This is a genomic window from Paenibacillus sp. Negev47 (assembly GCF_058313655.1).
On record NZ_CM177754.1, the window covers coordinates 6,138,665 to 6,156,029 of the forward strand.

At 42.9% G+C, this 17,365-nt stretch carries 8 protein-coding genes; all 8 read right to left on the minus strand.

Features of this window, described 5'->3' with window-relative positions; translation table 11 throughout:
- Window positions 1–103: 103 nt before the first annotated feature.
- The 8 genes from AC4G47_RS27640 to AC4G47_RS27675 all read right to left on the minus strand — a co-directional run bounded on the left by AC4G47_RS27640 (window position 104) and on the right by AC4G47_RS27675 (window position 17,340).
- Window positions 104–3,838, minus strand: coding sequence for a SwmB domain-containing protein (locus AC4G47_RS27640; RefSeq protein WP_491103721.1), 3,735 nt, complete (start codon window positions 3,836–3,838; stop codon window positions 104–106).
- A 208-nt stretch (window positions 3,839–4,046) separates the two neighbouring features.
- Entirely contained in the window at window positions 4,047–5,249 is a 1,203-nt protein-coding gene (gene metK, locus AC4G47_RS27645; RefSeq protein WP_491103722.1) for a methionine adenosyltransferase, read from the minus strand.
- A gap of 255 nt (window positions 5,250–5,504) precedes the next feature.
- Complete coding sequence (locus tag AC4G47_RS27650; RefSeq protein ID WP_491103724.1) at window positions 5,505–5,777, minus strand: alpha/beta-type small acid-soluble spore protein; 273 nt, start codon at window positions 5,775–5,777, stop codon at window positions 5,505–5,507.
- Window positions 5,778–5,925: 148 nt separating this feature from the next.
- Window positions 5,926–6,492: a hypothetical protein gene (locus tag AC4G47_RS27655; RefSeq protein WP_491103726.1), complete on the minus strand. Its 567-nt coding sequence runs from the start codon at window positions 6,490–6,492 to the stop codon at window positions 5,926–5,928.
- A gap of 135 nt (window positions 6,493–6,627) precedes the next feature.
- Window positions 6,628–9,240: a hypothetical protein gene (locus AC4G47_RS27660; RefSeq protein ID WP_491103727.1), complete on the minus strand. Its 2,613-nt coding sequence runs from the start codon at window positions 9,238–9,240 to the stop codon at window positions 6,628–6,630.
- 162 nt (window positions 9,241–9,402) lie between these two features.
- A complete protein-coding gene (locus AC4G47_RS27665; protein ID WP_491103729.1) occupies window positions 9,403–12,411 on the minus strand; it encodes an S-layer homology domain-containing protein in 3,009 nt (1,002 codons plus the stop codon).
- A 503-nt stretch (window positions 12,412–12,914) separates the two neighbouring features.
- Complete coding sequence (locus AC4G47_RS27670) at window positions 12,915–13,256, minus strand: hypothetical protein (RefSeq protein ID WP_017691958.1); 342 nt, start codon at window positions 13,254–13,256, stop codon at window positions 12,915–12,917.
- Window positions 13,257–13,461: 205 nt separating this feature from the next.
- Window positions 13,462–17,340, minus strand: a complete 3,879-nt coding sequence (locus AC4G47_RS27675) for an S-layer homology domain-containing protein (protein WP_491103730.1) — start codon at window positions 17,338–17,340, stop codon at window positions 13,462–13,464.
- Window positions 17,341–17,365 lie beyond the last annotated feature (25 nt).

Here is a 17,365-nt window from a genome sequence, read left to right on the forward strand (position 1 = left end):
TCCATGAAAATCATGACTTTATAATATAAAAAAGCGAATTCGATCAGTTGAACTTATTCCCCTGATCGAATTCGCTTCACTAAGATAAAAGAGCTAATTACTATTACAGATATTCCAACTTATCCAGAACACGTTTCAACATCACTGCTGCCTGAGCGCGAGTTGCGTTCCCTTGGGGTTCGAATGTTCTCTCTGTCATACCTTGAATAATTCCCTCTTGCACTGCTTTGGCGACAGAATCCTTGGATTGGATTTTGTTACTGTCCTTGAACTTGGATAACGTCGAAGCGGCAGACGTGCTCAGAACTGTCGGTTGATCTGCATAGTCCAAGGCCCGCACCATCATAATGGCCATCTGCTCACGTGTAATCAGGCTATTAGGTCTGAAGGTACCATCCGTATTGCCAGTTATAATTCCGGCTTTGGCTGCTGCTCCGATATAGGCACCTGATGGGTCACCATAGCGCACATCCTTAAACTGCTGCACACTGGAGTAATCCCCCGGCAATCCGAGTCCTTTAGCAACCAATGTAGCGAATTCTGCACGTGTGATTTGCTGGTCCGGACTATAGAGCGTGCCATTCTGTCCATAAATAATCCACTTTGCAGACAATTCACTAATCACATCTTTCGCCCAATGAGACGTCGTATCTCGATAGACGACCGGGTGTGAGGCTGCTACAACGGTCTGATTACCGCTAAGTTGACCTCTAACCATAACCGCTCCCGATGCATTGGTAAACATATGAGGAATATTAGCAAGCATTAACGTACCTTGATCAATATACACTAGACCTGTATTTGCCCCTGATGTCGTTGAAGGTAATCGGAGAGCCAATTGGCTCTTGATCTGTTGCTCAGCACGTTGACCACTGTAACCATTGTATGCTGACAGATACACATCTGTAATGTCAGAAACCTTCTGTGCTCCTGCAGAGGCTAACATGCCGTCCATTGTACTAGAGATAGTTACCGGCACAGACTCCAACTGGACATACAAGTATGATGTATCTGAGCCGGTTGTTGCACTGACACTTTGTCCGATACTGGTTGGATTTAGACTTGATAGAGGGACAGACCATAAACGATCACCATACTTTACCCCAATGAATGCGAATCGTTCACGAGTTGCGATCTCCGTGAGCATGTTAATAGGGAATCCCACATAAGCGGATGTCTCTGTTGAAGGAACTTCAAACACAACCATGCGGCTTGAATTATTGGACAAGTTGGCATACTGGAAAGCCTGATTTAATTTGCTCGCATCCACATTAAACTGATGACTTGAACGACTGTTCCGTGACTGGGCAGAAGAAGATGTTGCCGAATCTGGGCTCATGATATACATAGACTGGTTAAATAAAGTTGTATCCGACAGCGTTAACCAAGATGGTAAACTACTATTCAAATTACCTGTATTAGTAGTCGTATTCGTCGAGCCATTTTGAGTTAAAGACAGTGGCCCAAAATTCTCCACGACAACACTTTGCAGCGTACGAAGTGGTATGATTCCCGGCGAGTAACTTACAGCACCCGTTTGTCCACTTGCTGGTGAACTGGATAGTTTTAACGTCAGTGTCGTACCTGCTGATGTAGCAGAAATAACACTAGCCGCTATTCCCCCCAGTTGCACATTAAATTGGGAAGGTGTCAGTGCAGTCTGCGACTGCAGAGACTCCCGGAACGTAATAGTGACTGTATCCCCCTGCAAAATTGCAGATTTGACTATACTGTTGCCGGCAGTATAGCTTACAGGAGAGAGGTTGATATACCCGGCAGGGTTACCATTGAGATCCGTTAAACGCAGTGCACCGGGTACATATGAGAGCGTTACATTTTGGCTGCTACCAACAACAGAAGCTAGAGTCAGCGTGATTGTATCATCTTCAACATCCGTATCGTTAACAAACAAAGGTTTACCATCTACTAAAACAGAAAACTGGCTTTTCAGCGGTTTGTTCGTTGTTCGGAGTGGTTCGTTATAACGAATCCACAGCTTGGAGCCGCTCACTTCAGCGCTCTGGAATTCAGGCGGTTTCGTATCAATGCTATTACGAACGTAGAAACCGCTGAATCCAGCTAGCGCTTGTCCACGACTATCTTTGACAGGGGAAGAACCTGGTGTATACGAGACACGAACTACTTCGCCATCTGTAATATTACGACTAAGATTTAAGGTGACGAGTGAACTATTGTTCACTGAGATACTGTTGATGCCCACTGAAGACTGATTTGCAGATACACTAAATTGCGCGGCTGCATCACTGGAAGTGACATATACAGTCTCAGGATAATACAAATTAATGGTACTGTAGTATGCTGTACCTTCACGCGGCTTGGACATCACGGAGTCCAGACTGTTCTCTACATCACGTGCTGCAAAAGAAGCTGCCGGATTCAGCGATGTATCCTGTATAGGGCGTAACCCCTGTGTATAACCTATCCGAACAACCTGCCCTACGGCTACGCCTGTATCCAAAACAACATTCACAGTATCTCCATATATATATGCACTACTTACATTACGAGCTTCACCATTTACAGTCACTGTAAAATTGTTATAAACCGGATCAACACTATTCAATGTCTCGTTGTAGGTAAGACGGATCGTATTATTGCTGTACATTTTTGCCGTCTTCAGGACAGGAGCAGTTGTATCTCTGCTTAGCGTCTTAAAGCTCCATGAGCTGTTTCCCGTCAATCCAGTGAACAGATTACCTGCTTTATCCCGGAATACATTGGCGGGAATATCCACGTAATAATTCGTGTTGCTTTCCAGCGTACTTTGCGGAACAATCCGCAACTGCCTATTATCGGAACTGTTAATGCTTGTCGTTACGGCTACAGTTCCTCCGTTTGCTTTTCTCAACATCACGTTAGCCGGATATTTTGTATCAAGCTCTTTGTTAAATGTTACTGTCAAATCTGACGTTAATGACGCACTGGTAGTTCCATTCGCCGGAAATACAGAAGAAACAGTGAGAGCCGTTGGGTCAGAGAGTACCCCAAAGCCCCATTCTGTTCCGTTTATTGCACTTATGTCATTCCCCTGCTCATCCCTCAAGAACCCTTCCGGCATTACGATATAAAATGATTTGTTACTATTCCAGTTTTCCTCAGGGTCAATCACTATGGTAGTTGTACCAAAACCTGAAATACGTGGAGAACCAGCATTCACTGCAACCTCCTCATACAACGAATCCCCTTGAAAAATCTGGATTTTCCCAGCACCTGCATTTACCTTTTTGTTAAACGTCATCGTCACATTGGATGAAGGAGCAACCTGCATTGCAGCATTCGCAGGGAGCTTGTTCACTATCGCCGCCGAGCCGACTCCCAGTGTACGAAACGTCCATTCCTTGTTCAACCCGGCAAAGGCTGTATTATTCACATCTGTGTAGACAAAGGAATTTGCATCGATCTGAACGTAATAAGTTCCACCCGGCAGAGGGGCATGATTAATTGTTACTTTTTTTCCCACATCTGGAGTGTTCGCATCATCTGGTGTAATGCTAATGTTACTAGACTCCGTAGCATCCACTTTAATTGGCTCGATAACTTCCGTATTATCCACCACACGTTTTATAGATATGTATCCGTTTGTAGTCCCCACAGCTTTACGAACGGGTTGATCAAATTCAATGACTAACGGTGTTGTTCCGTTCACATTATTTTCTCCTATGGCTGGTACCGTCGCCTTGATTCCAAGTGTTGTTAAGCTATCAGCTCCATAAGCCTCCTGTCCCACACCATTCCAACCAGTCAGCCATCCCTGAGCAGTCAACATAATGATCAATAATCCGAGCATGCTATTTCTTGCGATTTTTTTAAAATTCACCGATCTTCCCCCTTATCTCTATTTCTTCTCGCCTGGTGTACAGACCTCTTTATGTATGTCGGTTGGATCGTCATTATTTTTTAGAAAAAAGGGGATAAAAGGGATATTATGAATATGTTTGAATACATATTACTCTCCTTAGAATCTGTATTCAAAAAAGCCCTTAATTCCTTAAAGGAATCAAGAGCTTTTCATATTGCGATTAAGCTTACAGACCTGCTTGAGTTTTCAAAAGGTCTGCCTTGTCCACTTGCTCCCAAGGTACATCCAGGTCTGTACGGCCGAAGTGACCGTAAGCTGCTGTTTGTTTGTAGATCGGGCGACGCAGATCCAGCATACGGATGATGCCAGCCGGACGAAGATCGAAGTTGTTGTGTACAAGCTCCACTAATTTCTCTTCGCTGACTTTGCCAGTTCCGTATGTATCCACGTTAATCGATACCGGGTTGGCTACACCAATCGCGTAAGCGAGCTGGATTTCCACTTTGTCTGCAAGACCTGCAGCTACAAGGTTTTTTGCTACGTAACGAGCCGCATATGCTGCGGAGCGGTCTACTTTTGTTGGATCTTTACCAGAGAACGCACCACCGCCGTGACGTGCGTAACCGCCGTAGGTATCTACAATGATTTTACGTCCAGTGAGGCCTGCATCTCCCTGAGGGCCGCCAATAACGAAACGTCCTGTTGGGTTGATGAAATATTTAGTCTGCTCATCCAGCAATTCAGCTGGAACGACAGGCAAGATTACATGTTCTTTGATGTCTTTTTGAATCTGCTCCAGTGTAGTCTCTTCAGCGTGCTGAGTAGACACAACGATTGTATCCACACGTACCGGCTTGTCACCGTCGTACTCAATCGTTACTTGCGTTTTACCATCTGGACGAAGGTACTCCAATGTACCGTTCTTACGCACTTCAGCAAGACGGCGTGCGATACGGTGAGACAATGCGATTGGCAAAGGCATAAGTTCAGGCGTTTCGTTCGTTGCAAAACCGAACATCAAACCTTGGTCACCCGCACCAATATCTTCTGTTTCACGAGCGACTTGTTCCGGGTCACGGTTCTCAAGCGCTGCGTTAACGCCTTGGGCAATATCAGCGGACTGCTCATTCAGAGAAGTCAGAACTGCACAAGTGTTATAATCAAAACCGAACTTGGCACGTGTGTAGCCAATGTCCTTAATTGTATTACGAACGATGGACGGGATGTCCACATATTCAGAAGCTGAACTGATTTCACCGATGACAAGCACTAAGCCTGTGGCTACGGAAACTTCGCAAGCTACGCGAGCATTGGGGTCGTTTGCAAGAAACGCGTCCAATACGGCGTCTGAGATCTGATCGCAGATTTTATCCGGATGTCCTTCGGTTACAGACTCCGATGTAAATAGATGCCGGCCTTTAACAGACATGAAGTTTCAACCTCCCATAACTAGTAGTATGGCGATTGCCCGAACAAAACATGACAGCGATTCGTTCACTGTACCCTCGAAGCTTTCCAAAATGGAATAAGGACGCAGGGTCCGCAGTTACGAAGATAAGGATTTTTCAGGTAATTGCCTCTAACGAAAATCAACCTTTCCCTAGTGGAAAAGGTTGCATACCTCAAATGCCATCTTAACGTATTTGTCAAGACGTGTCAAACGAATTGGGATAAGGGAAATGTCCTATAAGTGCTGCTCTGCCTGACGAATCAGCCTCTTGGTGATCTCTCCACCAACTGATCCATTCTCGCGGGAAGTCAGGTGTCCCCACCCTTTGTATTGCCCATAAGAGTGATCACTCACTTCACCCAGTTCAGATCCAAATTCTGTATCTGCTCCAGTCAGACCTCTACGGCCATATCCCACATTGAGCCCGAATTCCGCAGCAATTTCATACTTCATCTGATCCAGCATTTGACGACTTTCCGGTACGACTCTGCGATTGCTTCTAGCCATGGTTCCTGCACCTCCGTTAATTGGTTGTCAACAGTTATAGAGTGAGCAGCAATAAGGCTCGCTAGCCGTATTAATGTTTGTTAGAACTGGGTAATCTGAGCAAATGAAATACATGACTAATGAATAATTCCTTTAACAGCTACAAATCCTATTTCAGAGTATATCCACCACGAACCATTACGGTTAGGCTATATTTATTTCCTTCCAATACCATGATCCCCCGTCCATCCCTTGGAAAAGAGAGCAGGTGATTGGTCGGCGCTGCCTTTCCATTCGTCAGGTCAATCCCGTCCGTCAGATCAGCTACACCATTCGTACCTTCACTGACGATCACAGCCTTGCCGCTACGTACAATGAACTCCGAGCCAGACTTCCCAATCAGCTGTTGACCCGGTTTCACCGTTACGATCTCAACGGCATCAGATGCGCCTGAGACCAGTGGAGGAAGTGAAGTGTCTCCACCTGTGCTACTGGAGTTCCCGGTTCCAGTCGAGCCGTTATTGCTGCCTGATGAGTTGCCAGACCCTGTGCTAGCGCCTCCACCCAATGCTTTTTGAATCTGCTGGTCTACATAACTCTTCGTTACAACCGGATCGTCTGCTGTTCCTGGCTGGCTTGTACCTGCACCGATGGCTGTATTGCTGTATACCGACCCAACCCACACGCCAACACCAATGGCGAGCGCTGCAAGGGATACTTTCATATAAGGTTTCATGTGAATCATTTTCCTCCTCTGGTAATCTATTAACTTTAACTATAGAGAAAAAATAGGGATGCGACAAGCAAAACCTCGTTTCCGTTGGGATGGAAACGAGGTTTTGTGGATAATTATAGTGCTGTCTGTTCTTTATCAAAACCCATCCGTTGGGAACGTAGGGAACTCCGGTTCTTCTTTTGGAAGCTTAGAAATGTCGTATCCATAACTTTGCTCTGCAAGACGGATACGTTGTCCTTGAAATTGATCATATACTGTCAAACGATACGAACCACCACGCAATTTTTCGAAGAAGCTGTCTTCTACACTCCAGCTCAGCGTCTGGTTGGTTCCCACTTTCAGATCTGTGCCCAAAGTCAGTTCTTTCTCATATGATTTACCGGCTTGATCCGTCAGTGTGAGAATTAACTTGTGCTCGTTCTCACCCATCTCAATCTCTTCATTGCGTGATAAACTGTAATTCATCTCGATCTGTACAGATGAGCTGCCTGCCAGATAAGCACGTACACTATTAGCTGTCCAAGAGTATGGATAGAGATCAATATTGGTTAGCGAACCTTGAACACTAATGGAAGTTGGCGGCACTTCGAATGCAAGAGCATTCACATAAGCAGTCGCTTCCCCTTCACCGGTTACAAATTTGCTGTCTGCAATACCTTCACCCACAATCAAGCGCAGGTCTGAGAAGGTAACGGATTTCGGAATCTTAGCCCAGAACGTAACAATCGACTTCTGACCCGGCCCAGGCAGACGCTCTGCTTGTTTCGCAGTGGCTCTGTAATACTGGCCATCCGATGTTTTGAAGTAACCTACCAGTTTTCCAAGTCCACTTTGACGCAATGATTTATTGGTCATTTCGAATTCGGTATATACAATATCCGATGACGTTCCCGGATAACGGATCGTTCTCCGCACACCCATTTCGGTCTCTTTATCCGCCGTGCCCAAAGTGTATGTCTTGCCGCTTCCAACATAAGATACCGGTGGAATTAATCCAGACGTATTTAACGTAATCCACTCATTCGTCTCTTCTTCACTAACTTTTTCGTTCAGACTAAGTTCCAGACGAGATATACGTAATTCAGAAGGAATCTTGGTCAACAGATAAGCCTCGGTTGTCATGCCCGCTCCAAGTAGCTTGCCACTTTGTGTGTAAATTAACTTCTTGTCTCCTTCAATCTCAGCAGAATCAATCATAAACATCGCTTCAAGTTCTGGAAGTTGTACCGTTTTGTTACCTGCATTACGAATGGTCACTTTTGCGGCAATAATGTCACTATCGAGCCACGGCAACCGCTGTAACGATCCAAAAGACACACCAAATGTACCTTTGTTATTCTTAATGACCGTTTCGGTCGTCAATCCATCTCCGCTGGATACCGATTCAGGAATCGCATAAACACCTACAGGATAGGAGAAGACAAAGCCATTCGTTGGAGAAGACGTTGTGGATTCCGTGCTTTCATTTTTGTCTACCGGACTCATTACATACAACTTGATTTTGCTCGTATCACCATCACCCTGAAGGGTTGCACTGAGCTTAATTGTCTTGATATCGCCTGGGTTCAACTTTAATGTATCCAGTGCTTTGGTTTCGATCGGATAGACTGTTCCGTCTGTATTCCGTACCTCGAAGGTATACGTCGGTACCTTAATCGCTTTCTTGCCTTCATTCTTAAGCTTCCATTGAAGGTTAAGACTATACTCACCATCATCGATTCGGACTTTGGCGGATTCAAGCAACGTGGACAAACGTTGTCCTTCAACAGAAATGATATTCGATTGATTGGCAGATACCTCTACATTCGTTTTGCTCGCTTCAGGCAGTTGTAACGCAGCAACAGGAAGAACACTCTTCTCTTCACCCTGTTCTTCTACCAGCAACAGCTCGGACTTTTGCAGCTTCACTGATGTAGGGAGAGAGGCCATCAGGCTAAGCGCTTTATTGGCCTGTGCCTGGATGCTGACATTTGTGCTGTCTTTATCCGGAGTTAACGGATAGTTCGTACCACTTGGCGTACGCAAAATCCATTTGGTATTCGGATTTTCAAGTAATTTATAACTGATATTGTTTAAATTCACGCCAATTTTCACATACTGATTCTTATCTTCACCTGGATACACTTTAATGCCAGATACTTTGACCTTCACAGCAGAATCGCTTAGACGAACCGTCTTCGGTTTGCCTACAGGTGTGGTAATGCTATAAGATGCGGGCACGTTAAACTTACCCAGCGTACGTTCATAGTTAGCTTGACTGAAATCCCATTTAACGATGAGGAAGTTCAGATCACTCAGTTTCACCTCCCGACCGACCTTCATGACATAGGTCAACTCCACCGTTGATCCCGGCGCAACCGTTTTCTTTTCCTGATCTTTTGCGATCAGTTTAGGTGAGAACGATGTTCCACCCTTTGTTTTCACTTTGCTCCAGTAATCGAGCATCATCATTGGGGTGCTGTCATTGTTATTGTAAGACAAAGTATACGTAACTACATTGCCGTCATCTTGCGCTAGGATGTTAACGTCCGTTAATCTCACAGAACTACGCGCTGTTACTTTGACAGGGGACAAGTTGTTCAGAGTATGTACAACCTTCTTCGTTGATGTTGTTGTTTTCTTCGATGTGCTATTTGAACTGGTGGCAGACGTTTTATTGGTTGTGCTCGCTGCCATCGCGATACCAGCCGTTGAACTGATCAACATCACACTCGCGAGCAAGCTCACAAACATTTTCTTTTGATCCACTTCCAAACCTCCCATATGTTGCTTGTTGCTTTATAGTATAAACGTATGAGAAGGGAAGAAAGTTACGATGTTGTTGTCTAATGATAGTATTAAATTTATTTCCTTAAAAATCAAAAACTCCTTGCATCAAAGATGCAAGGAGTTTTCTTAAAGATTCATTAATTATGGAGCCAAGATTGCGCTGTTTTGAGCGGCAACTGTGAATGCACCCAATGCATTAGCATTAGTATCAGTTACTGCACTAGCAGCATCGTTCTTAGTTCCGTTGAATTTCAACGATACAATTGCATTACCATTGTCAGCTTGAGCTGCAGTAGCAATAGCAGTTACTTTGATTTGATTAGTACCATCAACAGTTACGCTGCTGATAGCAACCTCATCAGAACCAATGTTCAAAGTGAACAATCCTTTGATAAAGTCGGGAGTTACATCATCACTCTTAACAACACTCTCAGAGAGGTTAATAGTAGCAGTGTACGTGTTTCCTACTTTAGTGAATGCACCATTTTCAAATGTTGGAGCAACGCCATCTTTAACATTTGTTGCTGCAATTGGTTGAATTTTATTTCCGTAAGCATCTTGCGTGTAGTTAGTTACAGTTCTCACTGTTACACCAGTAAGGTTTACAGGAATTGCGTTGTCAGCAAATTTCAACAACAATGTTTTGTTGTTATCAGCCAGTGTGTAAGAAGTAGGCTGAGATGCAACACCAGCAACCGAGAAGTCACTCAAGTTTACATTAGACAAAGCAGCGTTAAACTTGATTTTGATTTCTTTACGGCTTGTTGCATAGACATCACCAGTAACAGTGATCTCTGAACCAGTCAGATCTCCACCCAGGTTGTAAGTTCCGTTGTTGAAGTAGTTACCTTCGGAATCTTTGATGTAGCTAGCTGTAACAGAAGCACTGTTCCATTGCGTAGCTGTCAAAGTAGTTGGGAATGTAGTGTTAGTTACAGCAATACGAACAGTGTTAGTAGAGATCAAGTTAATATCATTGTTCTCTTTAGCGATTTGGTAAGTATTTCCACCAACTGTCACTGTGTACTTAGCTGCTTCTAATGCGTTACCTTCGCCAGAAGTTGCAAGTGTTTTGTTGAACTGAATGTAGATATAACCTGGTTTTTGACCAGTTACATCAGCCCATACACGGGAGATTTTACCGTTTTGAGCAGTGTTAGCATTCAAAGTAGCAGTGTATGGCAACAATACGTTACCTACATACGCTGTATCTACAACACCAGCAACAGTCAGAGTGTAAGTAGACTCAGAGTTCAAGCTACTTCCCAGGTTAACAACAACTGTTTTGTTGTTATCTGTGTAAACAGGTTTGATTACCGGATTTCCGTCTGCATCGATACCAGCAATAGATGGTACGTTACCTGCAGAATTTTTCAAAACATAGTTAGAAGCATCTGTTGCAGAATCAACTTTCAGCGATTTGCTGAATTGGAATTTAGCATAGTAGTTTCCGTTTTCAACGTAGAAGTCTGTGCTTACTACAGTTGGGCGAACTGTATCCAATGTTGGCGTTACTTTAGCATCTACAGAAGCAGTATTGTTGCTGTAGTCACTTACAGTAGCCAAGTGGATTGTGTTCTCAGTGTAGTTCAACGGGCTATTGAACTTCAAAGTTACTTTGTTATCGTTGATTTCGATAGTTTGTGCACTGTTACCAGTTACATTTGCATAAGCACTTGCAACACTTTTCACAGTCTCATCGAATTCAACAGTTACTTCTTTCAAGTCGTTAGACTTAACAGAAACAACTTGTGGAGCAGCTGTGTCTTCAGCAGCGGTGAATTTAGTTTCAACTGGAACGATAGTCAGACCAGAGAAATCTTTCACGTCGCTAACACGCAGAGTGTGTTCGCCAGCTGTAAGATCTGTAGTTACGATAGCTGTGTTAGGATATACATATTTAACAGAAGCAGCAATTACATTGTTGTCAACGCGGAAAGAAGTAGCGTTAACTGTAGATTGTTGAACTGGCTCACTGAATACTACTTTGAACGCTTTTGTTCCCAGAGCTTTAACTTCTTTAACTTCTGGAACTGCCACATCAAGTGGAGTGAACTCTACTTTTTGTGTAAAGGTTTTAGTTGCATCAGCATTTTTAACATTGTTGATTTGCAGGCTAGTTGCTCTTTGGTTAGTCAGAGCTGAAGAGTTTGCATCAACCAACAAAGTTACAGTTGTTTTGTCATCAGACAGTGTAGCACTTTTGAAAGTAATACCGCTAACAACATAGTTATTAGTGCTTTCAGCAGTAGCTGGATCTACAGTACCGTCGAATTTAACTGTGATTTCTTTCAGGTTAGTTGCAGTAACAGAAGATACTGCTTGAGCTACTGTAGTTACATAAGTAACTTTCTCAGTGAACTCTTTATCTTTGTAAGTAAATTTCACTTCAGTCTCTTTGTTAGCTTCGAGAGCTTTGTCCAAAGTTACTTTTACTGTTTCGCCGTCGCTGATTTTAAATTCTACTACTTTACCAGCTTCAGTTACTGTGTAAGAAGATACTTTCAAGCTTTGAGCTTGATCGATTGCGAATGCTGCACCTACCAACAACTCGCGGGAAGCATTACCAGCGAAGTTAGCGTTAGCGTCGATCAGACCTGCATTGATCGCTGCTTGAGCATAACCTTTAGCCCATGCTGCTGCACTGTTGTTAGTTTCAGTTGGGATTTCAAGATCAAGTGCACGAGTCAAGATTGTAGCCATTTCAGCTACTGTCACTTTACCGTTGAAGTCAAAGATTTTTTTCTCTACGTTTTTACCTTCCATGATACCCGCAGCTGTTACAGCTTCGATGTAAGGTACAGCCCAGTTTTTAGCTGTGTAGTTTTTGTCAGTGTAAGAAAGAGTTCCAGTGATCTCTTTCAGACCGAGCAATTTAGTGATAACTTTTGCGAACTCAGCACGAGTCATGTCTTTATCAAGACCTGCTGTGCCATCTGGATAACCAGAGAAGATACCTTTTGCTTTCAATGCATCAAACTGTTGTTGTGGTGAAACTGCTGTGTCACCGAATGCTACAGATGCAAACATTGAGAATGCCATTGCTGTAGACAATGCTACGGATAAAATTTTCTTCATAACCTTTTTTTCTCCTCCTTGGGCGTTCATAACATTTGAATTTTCTTTAATAGGGTCGCTCGTATTCCTCATATATTGTTGCACCCCCTTTCCAGAGTTTTGAGCAAGTTAATATAAATGATGTCTGTGAGCATATCACAGAAACTTGTAAACAAGATAATAGAATCACACGTAAATAGAGTAGTTTCCTAATCCTACCTACGTATTATACAATGGGTCTCTCGTGTCGTAAAGCAATTTTTTCTAATAAATAGACAAGATTCTTCACGAGGTCAATCTTGGTAAGTTCCCCAATGTTTTTGACTCTACATCTTAAACGCAGTAGATTTCAAAAAGTTGCGGATTCCTCAAAAAAAGTTTTGAACTTATTTATGTATTGATGCATTGCGGGTATTGCGCACGTTCAAAACCTTGTAATTAGCTGTATTAATTACGATTCCTCTAAAATTTTCATGTGTCCAAAATGATGTGGACGTTTATTTATACCCATTATTCTCCACGATGAAGCGACAAATTTCACAATAATAAAAAGGAGCCCTTTCAGGCCCCTTTTTATTGAAACTTATTGAATTAAATTAGCGAATTTTCATTGCCAGTTCAATAATCTGAGCACGCATATTCGGGTCGCTATTCAATCTCAGATACATATCGTCAATTGGTTGTCTGTTCTCACGGTATGTTTTCTCGTGCTTCATCGTAGTATGAGACCATTCAATCAATTCATTCTCAGCCAGAACCAGATTGTTATACGCATCATGGAATCCAGTGGACTGTACAAGTCCTTCCATCACTTCCTGAGAGATCTCCTCAGTCTTACGTGTATCTTCCAACTTTTTTTCCAGAATGACTGCCTGCTTCTCGAACTGTGTCTTTGCCTTCATGTAACCCAATTGAGCTCTCGAATAAATCGGTTTCATTAGCTAACTTCACCCTCTAGATCATTGTGTATTTACCGTTATTGTATCTTAATCTCTAACAAATTACAAAAATAGTTATTGGTAAAAAACAGATATCTTCTATTATAAAAGTTTTCTTTACCGAGTTGTTTTAGTCATAAAAAGGATCTGACCCTTTAATATAAGGGACAGATCCTTCCTATACTGCGTTAATATTTTTACGTAATTAGCTCAGGTTTTTAGGGAATACCTTTGTACTTTTCTTAAGCAACTCTACTGCAATCTTCCCAGCTTCTGCACGAGTGAGATTGCCTTTCGGGTTGAAGCTGATTTGTGCCTTTTTCTGTCCAGCTATCGTGGAAGAGGAGCCTTCCATAATTTTCGCTTTGGACACTGCCATAATGGATGGACCTGCATATTTCTCCATTTTGCCTGAATCAACAAAAGACTTGGCAAGTTGGGCTTCAAGTTTGCTATCATTGTTCGCCAGCTTCAATTTCAGGGCACGTGCAATCATAACAGCAGCTTGTTCACGTGTCAGCGGTTGATCAGGCCCAAATACTCCGTCAGTCAGTCCTGTTACGATCCCCGCTCTTGCTGCAGTTTCAATTCGGTCATAATCCCACGTTGCAGAGCGTGCACCTGGTACAAGATCCACAAAAGTACGGTTATTGTCGGAGTTAATTGGTAAATTAAGTCCTTTGACCAACAAGGTAGCAAACTCACCTCGGGTCGTCTGATCATCTGTACCAAATTGCTCAAAACGCAAGTTATTCATGAACCCTTTGGAATAAAGTCCATTCAAGATATTTCGAGCCCAGTTATGATTCGTTACATCATTATAGCTGCGGCTTAATTTCATAACTTTATAATACCCAAACTCGTCAAACGGTACAGTAACTGTATGTGCTTTTGTATCTACCTCACCACCAATATTTTCCCACTGACGATTAGCTGTGTAGCGATATACTGTAATCGTCGAACCTGCTTCGTCTACCACATTAGGGTCAAATGACAACGTAATTGTTCCCCGCTGTGATGGCGTAATTTTACGTTCTGCAGGAGTCTGTGGATTACCGAACAATCCTTCTACAGAGTATGGAGCAAGTCCGTCAGTTGGGGCAGCATATGTCGCCGAACCAAGATCCCCAGATTCACCCATACCACCATTTACCCAGAAAATCTGAGATATGCGACCGAAGTTGCTCGACGCACTCGTGGATCCAAAGTTAAGCAGATATTCATCCGGAATGCTCCATGCAGGTGCACCACTGCTTTCACCCGTTCCAGGGAAACCAATTACATTACCGTAGTCATTACGACGTTCTACGATACCTGTAGTCGGATCTGCAATACCAAACAGCAGTTTCGTATCTGGATAGTACTTCGTAATTCCTCTTGTATTCGTACTTTGCATAACAGTCCCTTTCGGGAAACTCAACTGTAAACCTTTATTAAAGACGGTATACTTGGTTGCTACCTTTGGAGCCATATACTGTGCGTCCACACCCACTGTTCCCGTGTAGAACACTTCAATCGTATCATTGATGCTTGCACCCGCACGGGTGATCGTAATTTTGATTTTGTTTTCCTTATCCTGCTTTAATCCTACATAATCATACACGAAACGGTTGTCCCCTAAATCTGTACGTTTCACAGCAGGATCTTTGCCGATTAATACTTGCGTTGCTCCCTCGGCTTCGATATCAAAATGAACAAAGTTTTTGTTCACCACAATTTGATTACCAACCGTAGGTTGAGGAGAAAGAATGCGATACGCACTTACTTCTCTAACAATTTCTAATCTTTGTGTTGTCTTAGCTCCGGTCTCATTGATTAATTCCAATGTGTACACATAAGTTCCTGGTGCATCAGCAACCAGATCCTGAACTCGCATGATAAAGTCTTTTTGGTTACCAGCAAGATCATACGTGTAACGTTCACCCGCAAATGTAACAATAGCATTATCTACCGAGTTAACCGGAAGATCAACAGATAGAATATTTTTCGTTCCCATGTTCAGGTTCATTTTAATTGCCCCGCTACCACGCAGGACTACATCGTAATTCTTCAAACTGGTTGTGTATTTATTATCGTTATAGATAAATTCAGGTGTCAGATTGAAAATCTGAGGAAGCTGCGGGTTATCCGCGCTGAATTCCTTCGGCGGGAAGCTTGGGCGATCTTTACCCACAGCTGGCTGGAAGTTCAAAATGGTAGATACATTGTTATCCACAACATAAATACGCAATTCTTTTCTGATTTCCCGAGCCTGTCCCTTGTCGTCCTTACCTATTCCTGTCAGAATAATACGATTTTCTCCGAAGACCAAAGGTCCGTTCTCCAAAGAAATATCGAGATTAATGTTAAATACTCCGGTCGTTTTATTCAACCAATTTGGTTGCAAGGCTTCTGAAGTATTAGTTGATCTTACTTTCTCACCATTAGCAAATACTTCTGCAACGAAAAAATCACTATTAATTGTATCTTCAAAATCAATGTATTGTCCTTTAACCGTAAGGGTATTTCCAGAACTTATATTGTAAGTCTGCCCATCAGTAAGGTTTTCTACATAAATAAAGTTCTTGGAGGCATAGGAAATCGTCACATCTCTATATGCTGTGGATCCCTCGTAATTAAAACGAACTGTCTGGTTACCGTTCTTCAAACCGGCCACTTTTAAAATATAACTGGTATCTGACACAGTCGCCACATATTGCAAAGGAATAGAGCTTGTTCCCAGTGGAAGATAGTTTGCTTTCAACCCCGTTTCTGGATCAGCAGGCTTACCATTCGTGTTTACCATAATATAGAAGTCTCCTGAATCTACTTTAGCTCCGTTCAGGGGTTCTCCTGTTGGCAGATTCGTTATACCAGTTCCGCTATACCCTTTAAGGTACTTCAGGTCAGTAATGACCGTTTGGCCTTTCATGTACTGGAAGTCCATCTTTTTGCTTACAGTCTTCGTTCCATAGGTTACGGATAAAGTATGATTTTGATCTACCAAAACTTCACCATCTGTATCTTTGTTAAAATTCACGGCATTAATATCAAAGGATACTAACCAGTACGATGGCGTGTTGTCCTTCAAACTTGGAATAAACAGTTCTTCGGTAAAAGTAGGCGTCTCTTTGGTTGTGTTGTTATCCACAAAGATCTCGGCACCCTCACTGAATTTATTTTTGTTCACTTCATCATAAGGTATCAGCATTTGCACATGTACTTTGGCCTTGTCTGTATCTTCTGTGAAGACTGGCTCAACACCGAGCAAACTCTGTTCATTACCATTTGAATCCAGCAAATCAAGTTTAACTACCGGGTTTTTTTCATCATAATAGAATAAGGAATAGTTAAATGTGAGTGTATCCGAGCCATTTTGTATCACCAACTTCAAGTCATTCACACCTGGTTTCAGCTTAAGCTGCGGCGAGAAGAACGTGCCATCTTGTAAAAGCTGTGTCGCCAAAGCCTGACCATTATTGACTGATACAGTTATCTTGATTGCATTCATCGCTTTACCTTGAAGGGTAACTTCATCTTTATTAACTACAATTTGTGTACCTTCATTGAGATCGAGATTGTCTGAACCGCCAAGTACCTGCAGTTTCTCTACATAAGGCACTTGGTCAAACAAAATGTAAAACGTCTCTGAACGTTCATTCTGTCCTTGTGCACCTGTAAAAGTAATCCGATTCATACCCGGATATAAGGTTACGTTTGCTCTGAAGCGGTTATCCGGTCTATCTACATCAAGGGTAACTACCGCTGGAGCAACACGTGTGGGGTCCTCTACCCAACTATTTTTACTTTGATCCCAGTTCAGGAGTTGGATGTTAGCACCCAATGTAGACCCCGTTACTTTGGTATACGTACCAGTAATCACTTGTTGCGCATCCGTCACTTTATATACTTTTTCTCTCGTTATCTGATTAGCCCCTGCCGTCAATGTTAAGTCAACCGTATTTCTCAAGTCAGATACATCGGGGGTAAAATAGCTTGTCAATTTGTCCGCCGCCGATGCGACTGGTGCAAGGCCAGCTGGTATTAGAGATACAACCAGTGCCACCATCATCAGCCAGATTAACGGCTTCTTCGTACGCTGCATTCAATCATCTCTCCTCTTTTTAAGT

Coding starts and splice junctions, on each gene's coding strand:
- AC4G47_RS27665 (WP_491103729.1), bottom strand. CDS start 12,411: ATGAGGAATACGAGCGACCCTATTAAAGAAAATTCAAATGTTATGAAC.
- AC4G47_RS27650 (WP_491103724.1), bottom strand. CDS start 5,777: ATGGCTAGAAGCAATCGCAGAGTCGTACCGGAAAGTCGTCAAATGCTG.
- AC4G47_RS27675 (WP_491103730.1), bottom strand. CDS start 17,340: ATGCAGCGTACGAAGAAGCCGTTAATCTGGCTGATGATGGTGGCACTG.
- metK (WP_491103722.1), bottom strand. CDS start 5,249: ATGTCTGTTAAAGGCCGGCATCTATTTACATCGGAGTCTGTAACCGAA.
- AC4G47_RS27655 (WP_491103726.1), bottom strand. CDS start 6,492: ATGAAACCTTATATGAAAGTATCCCTTGCAGCGCTCGCCATTGGTGTT.
- AC4G47_RS27670 (WP_017691958.1), bottom strand. CDS start 13,256: ATGAAACCGATTTATTCGAGAGCTCAATTGGGTTACATGAAGGCAAAG.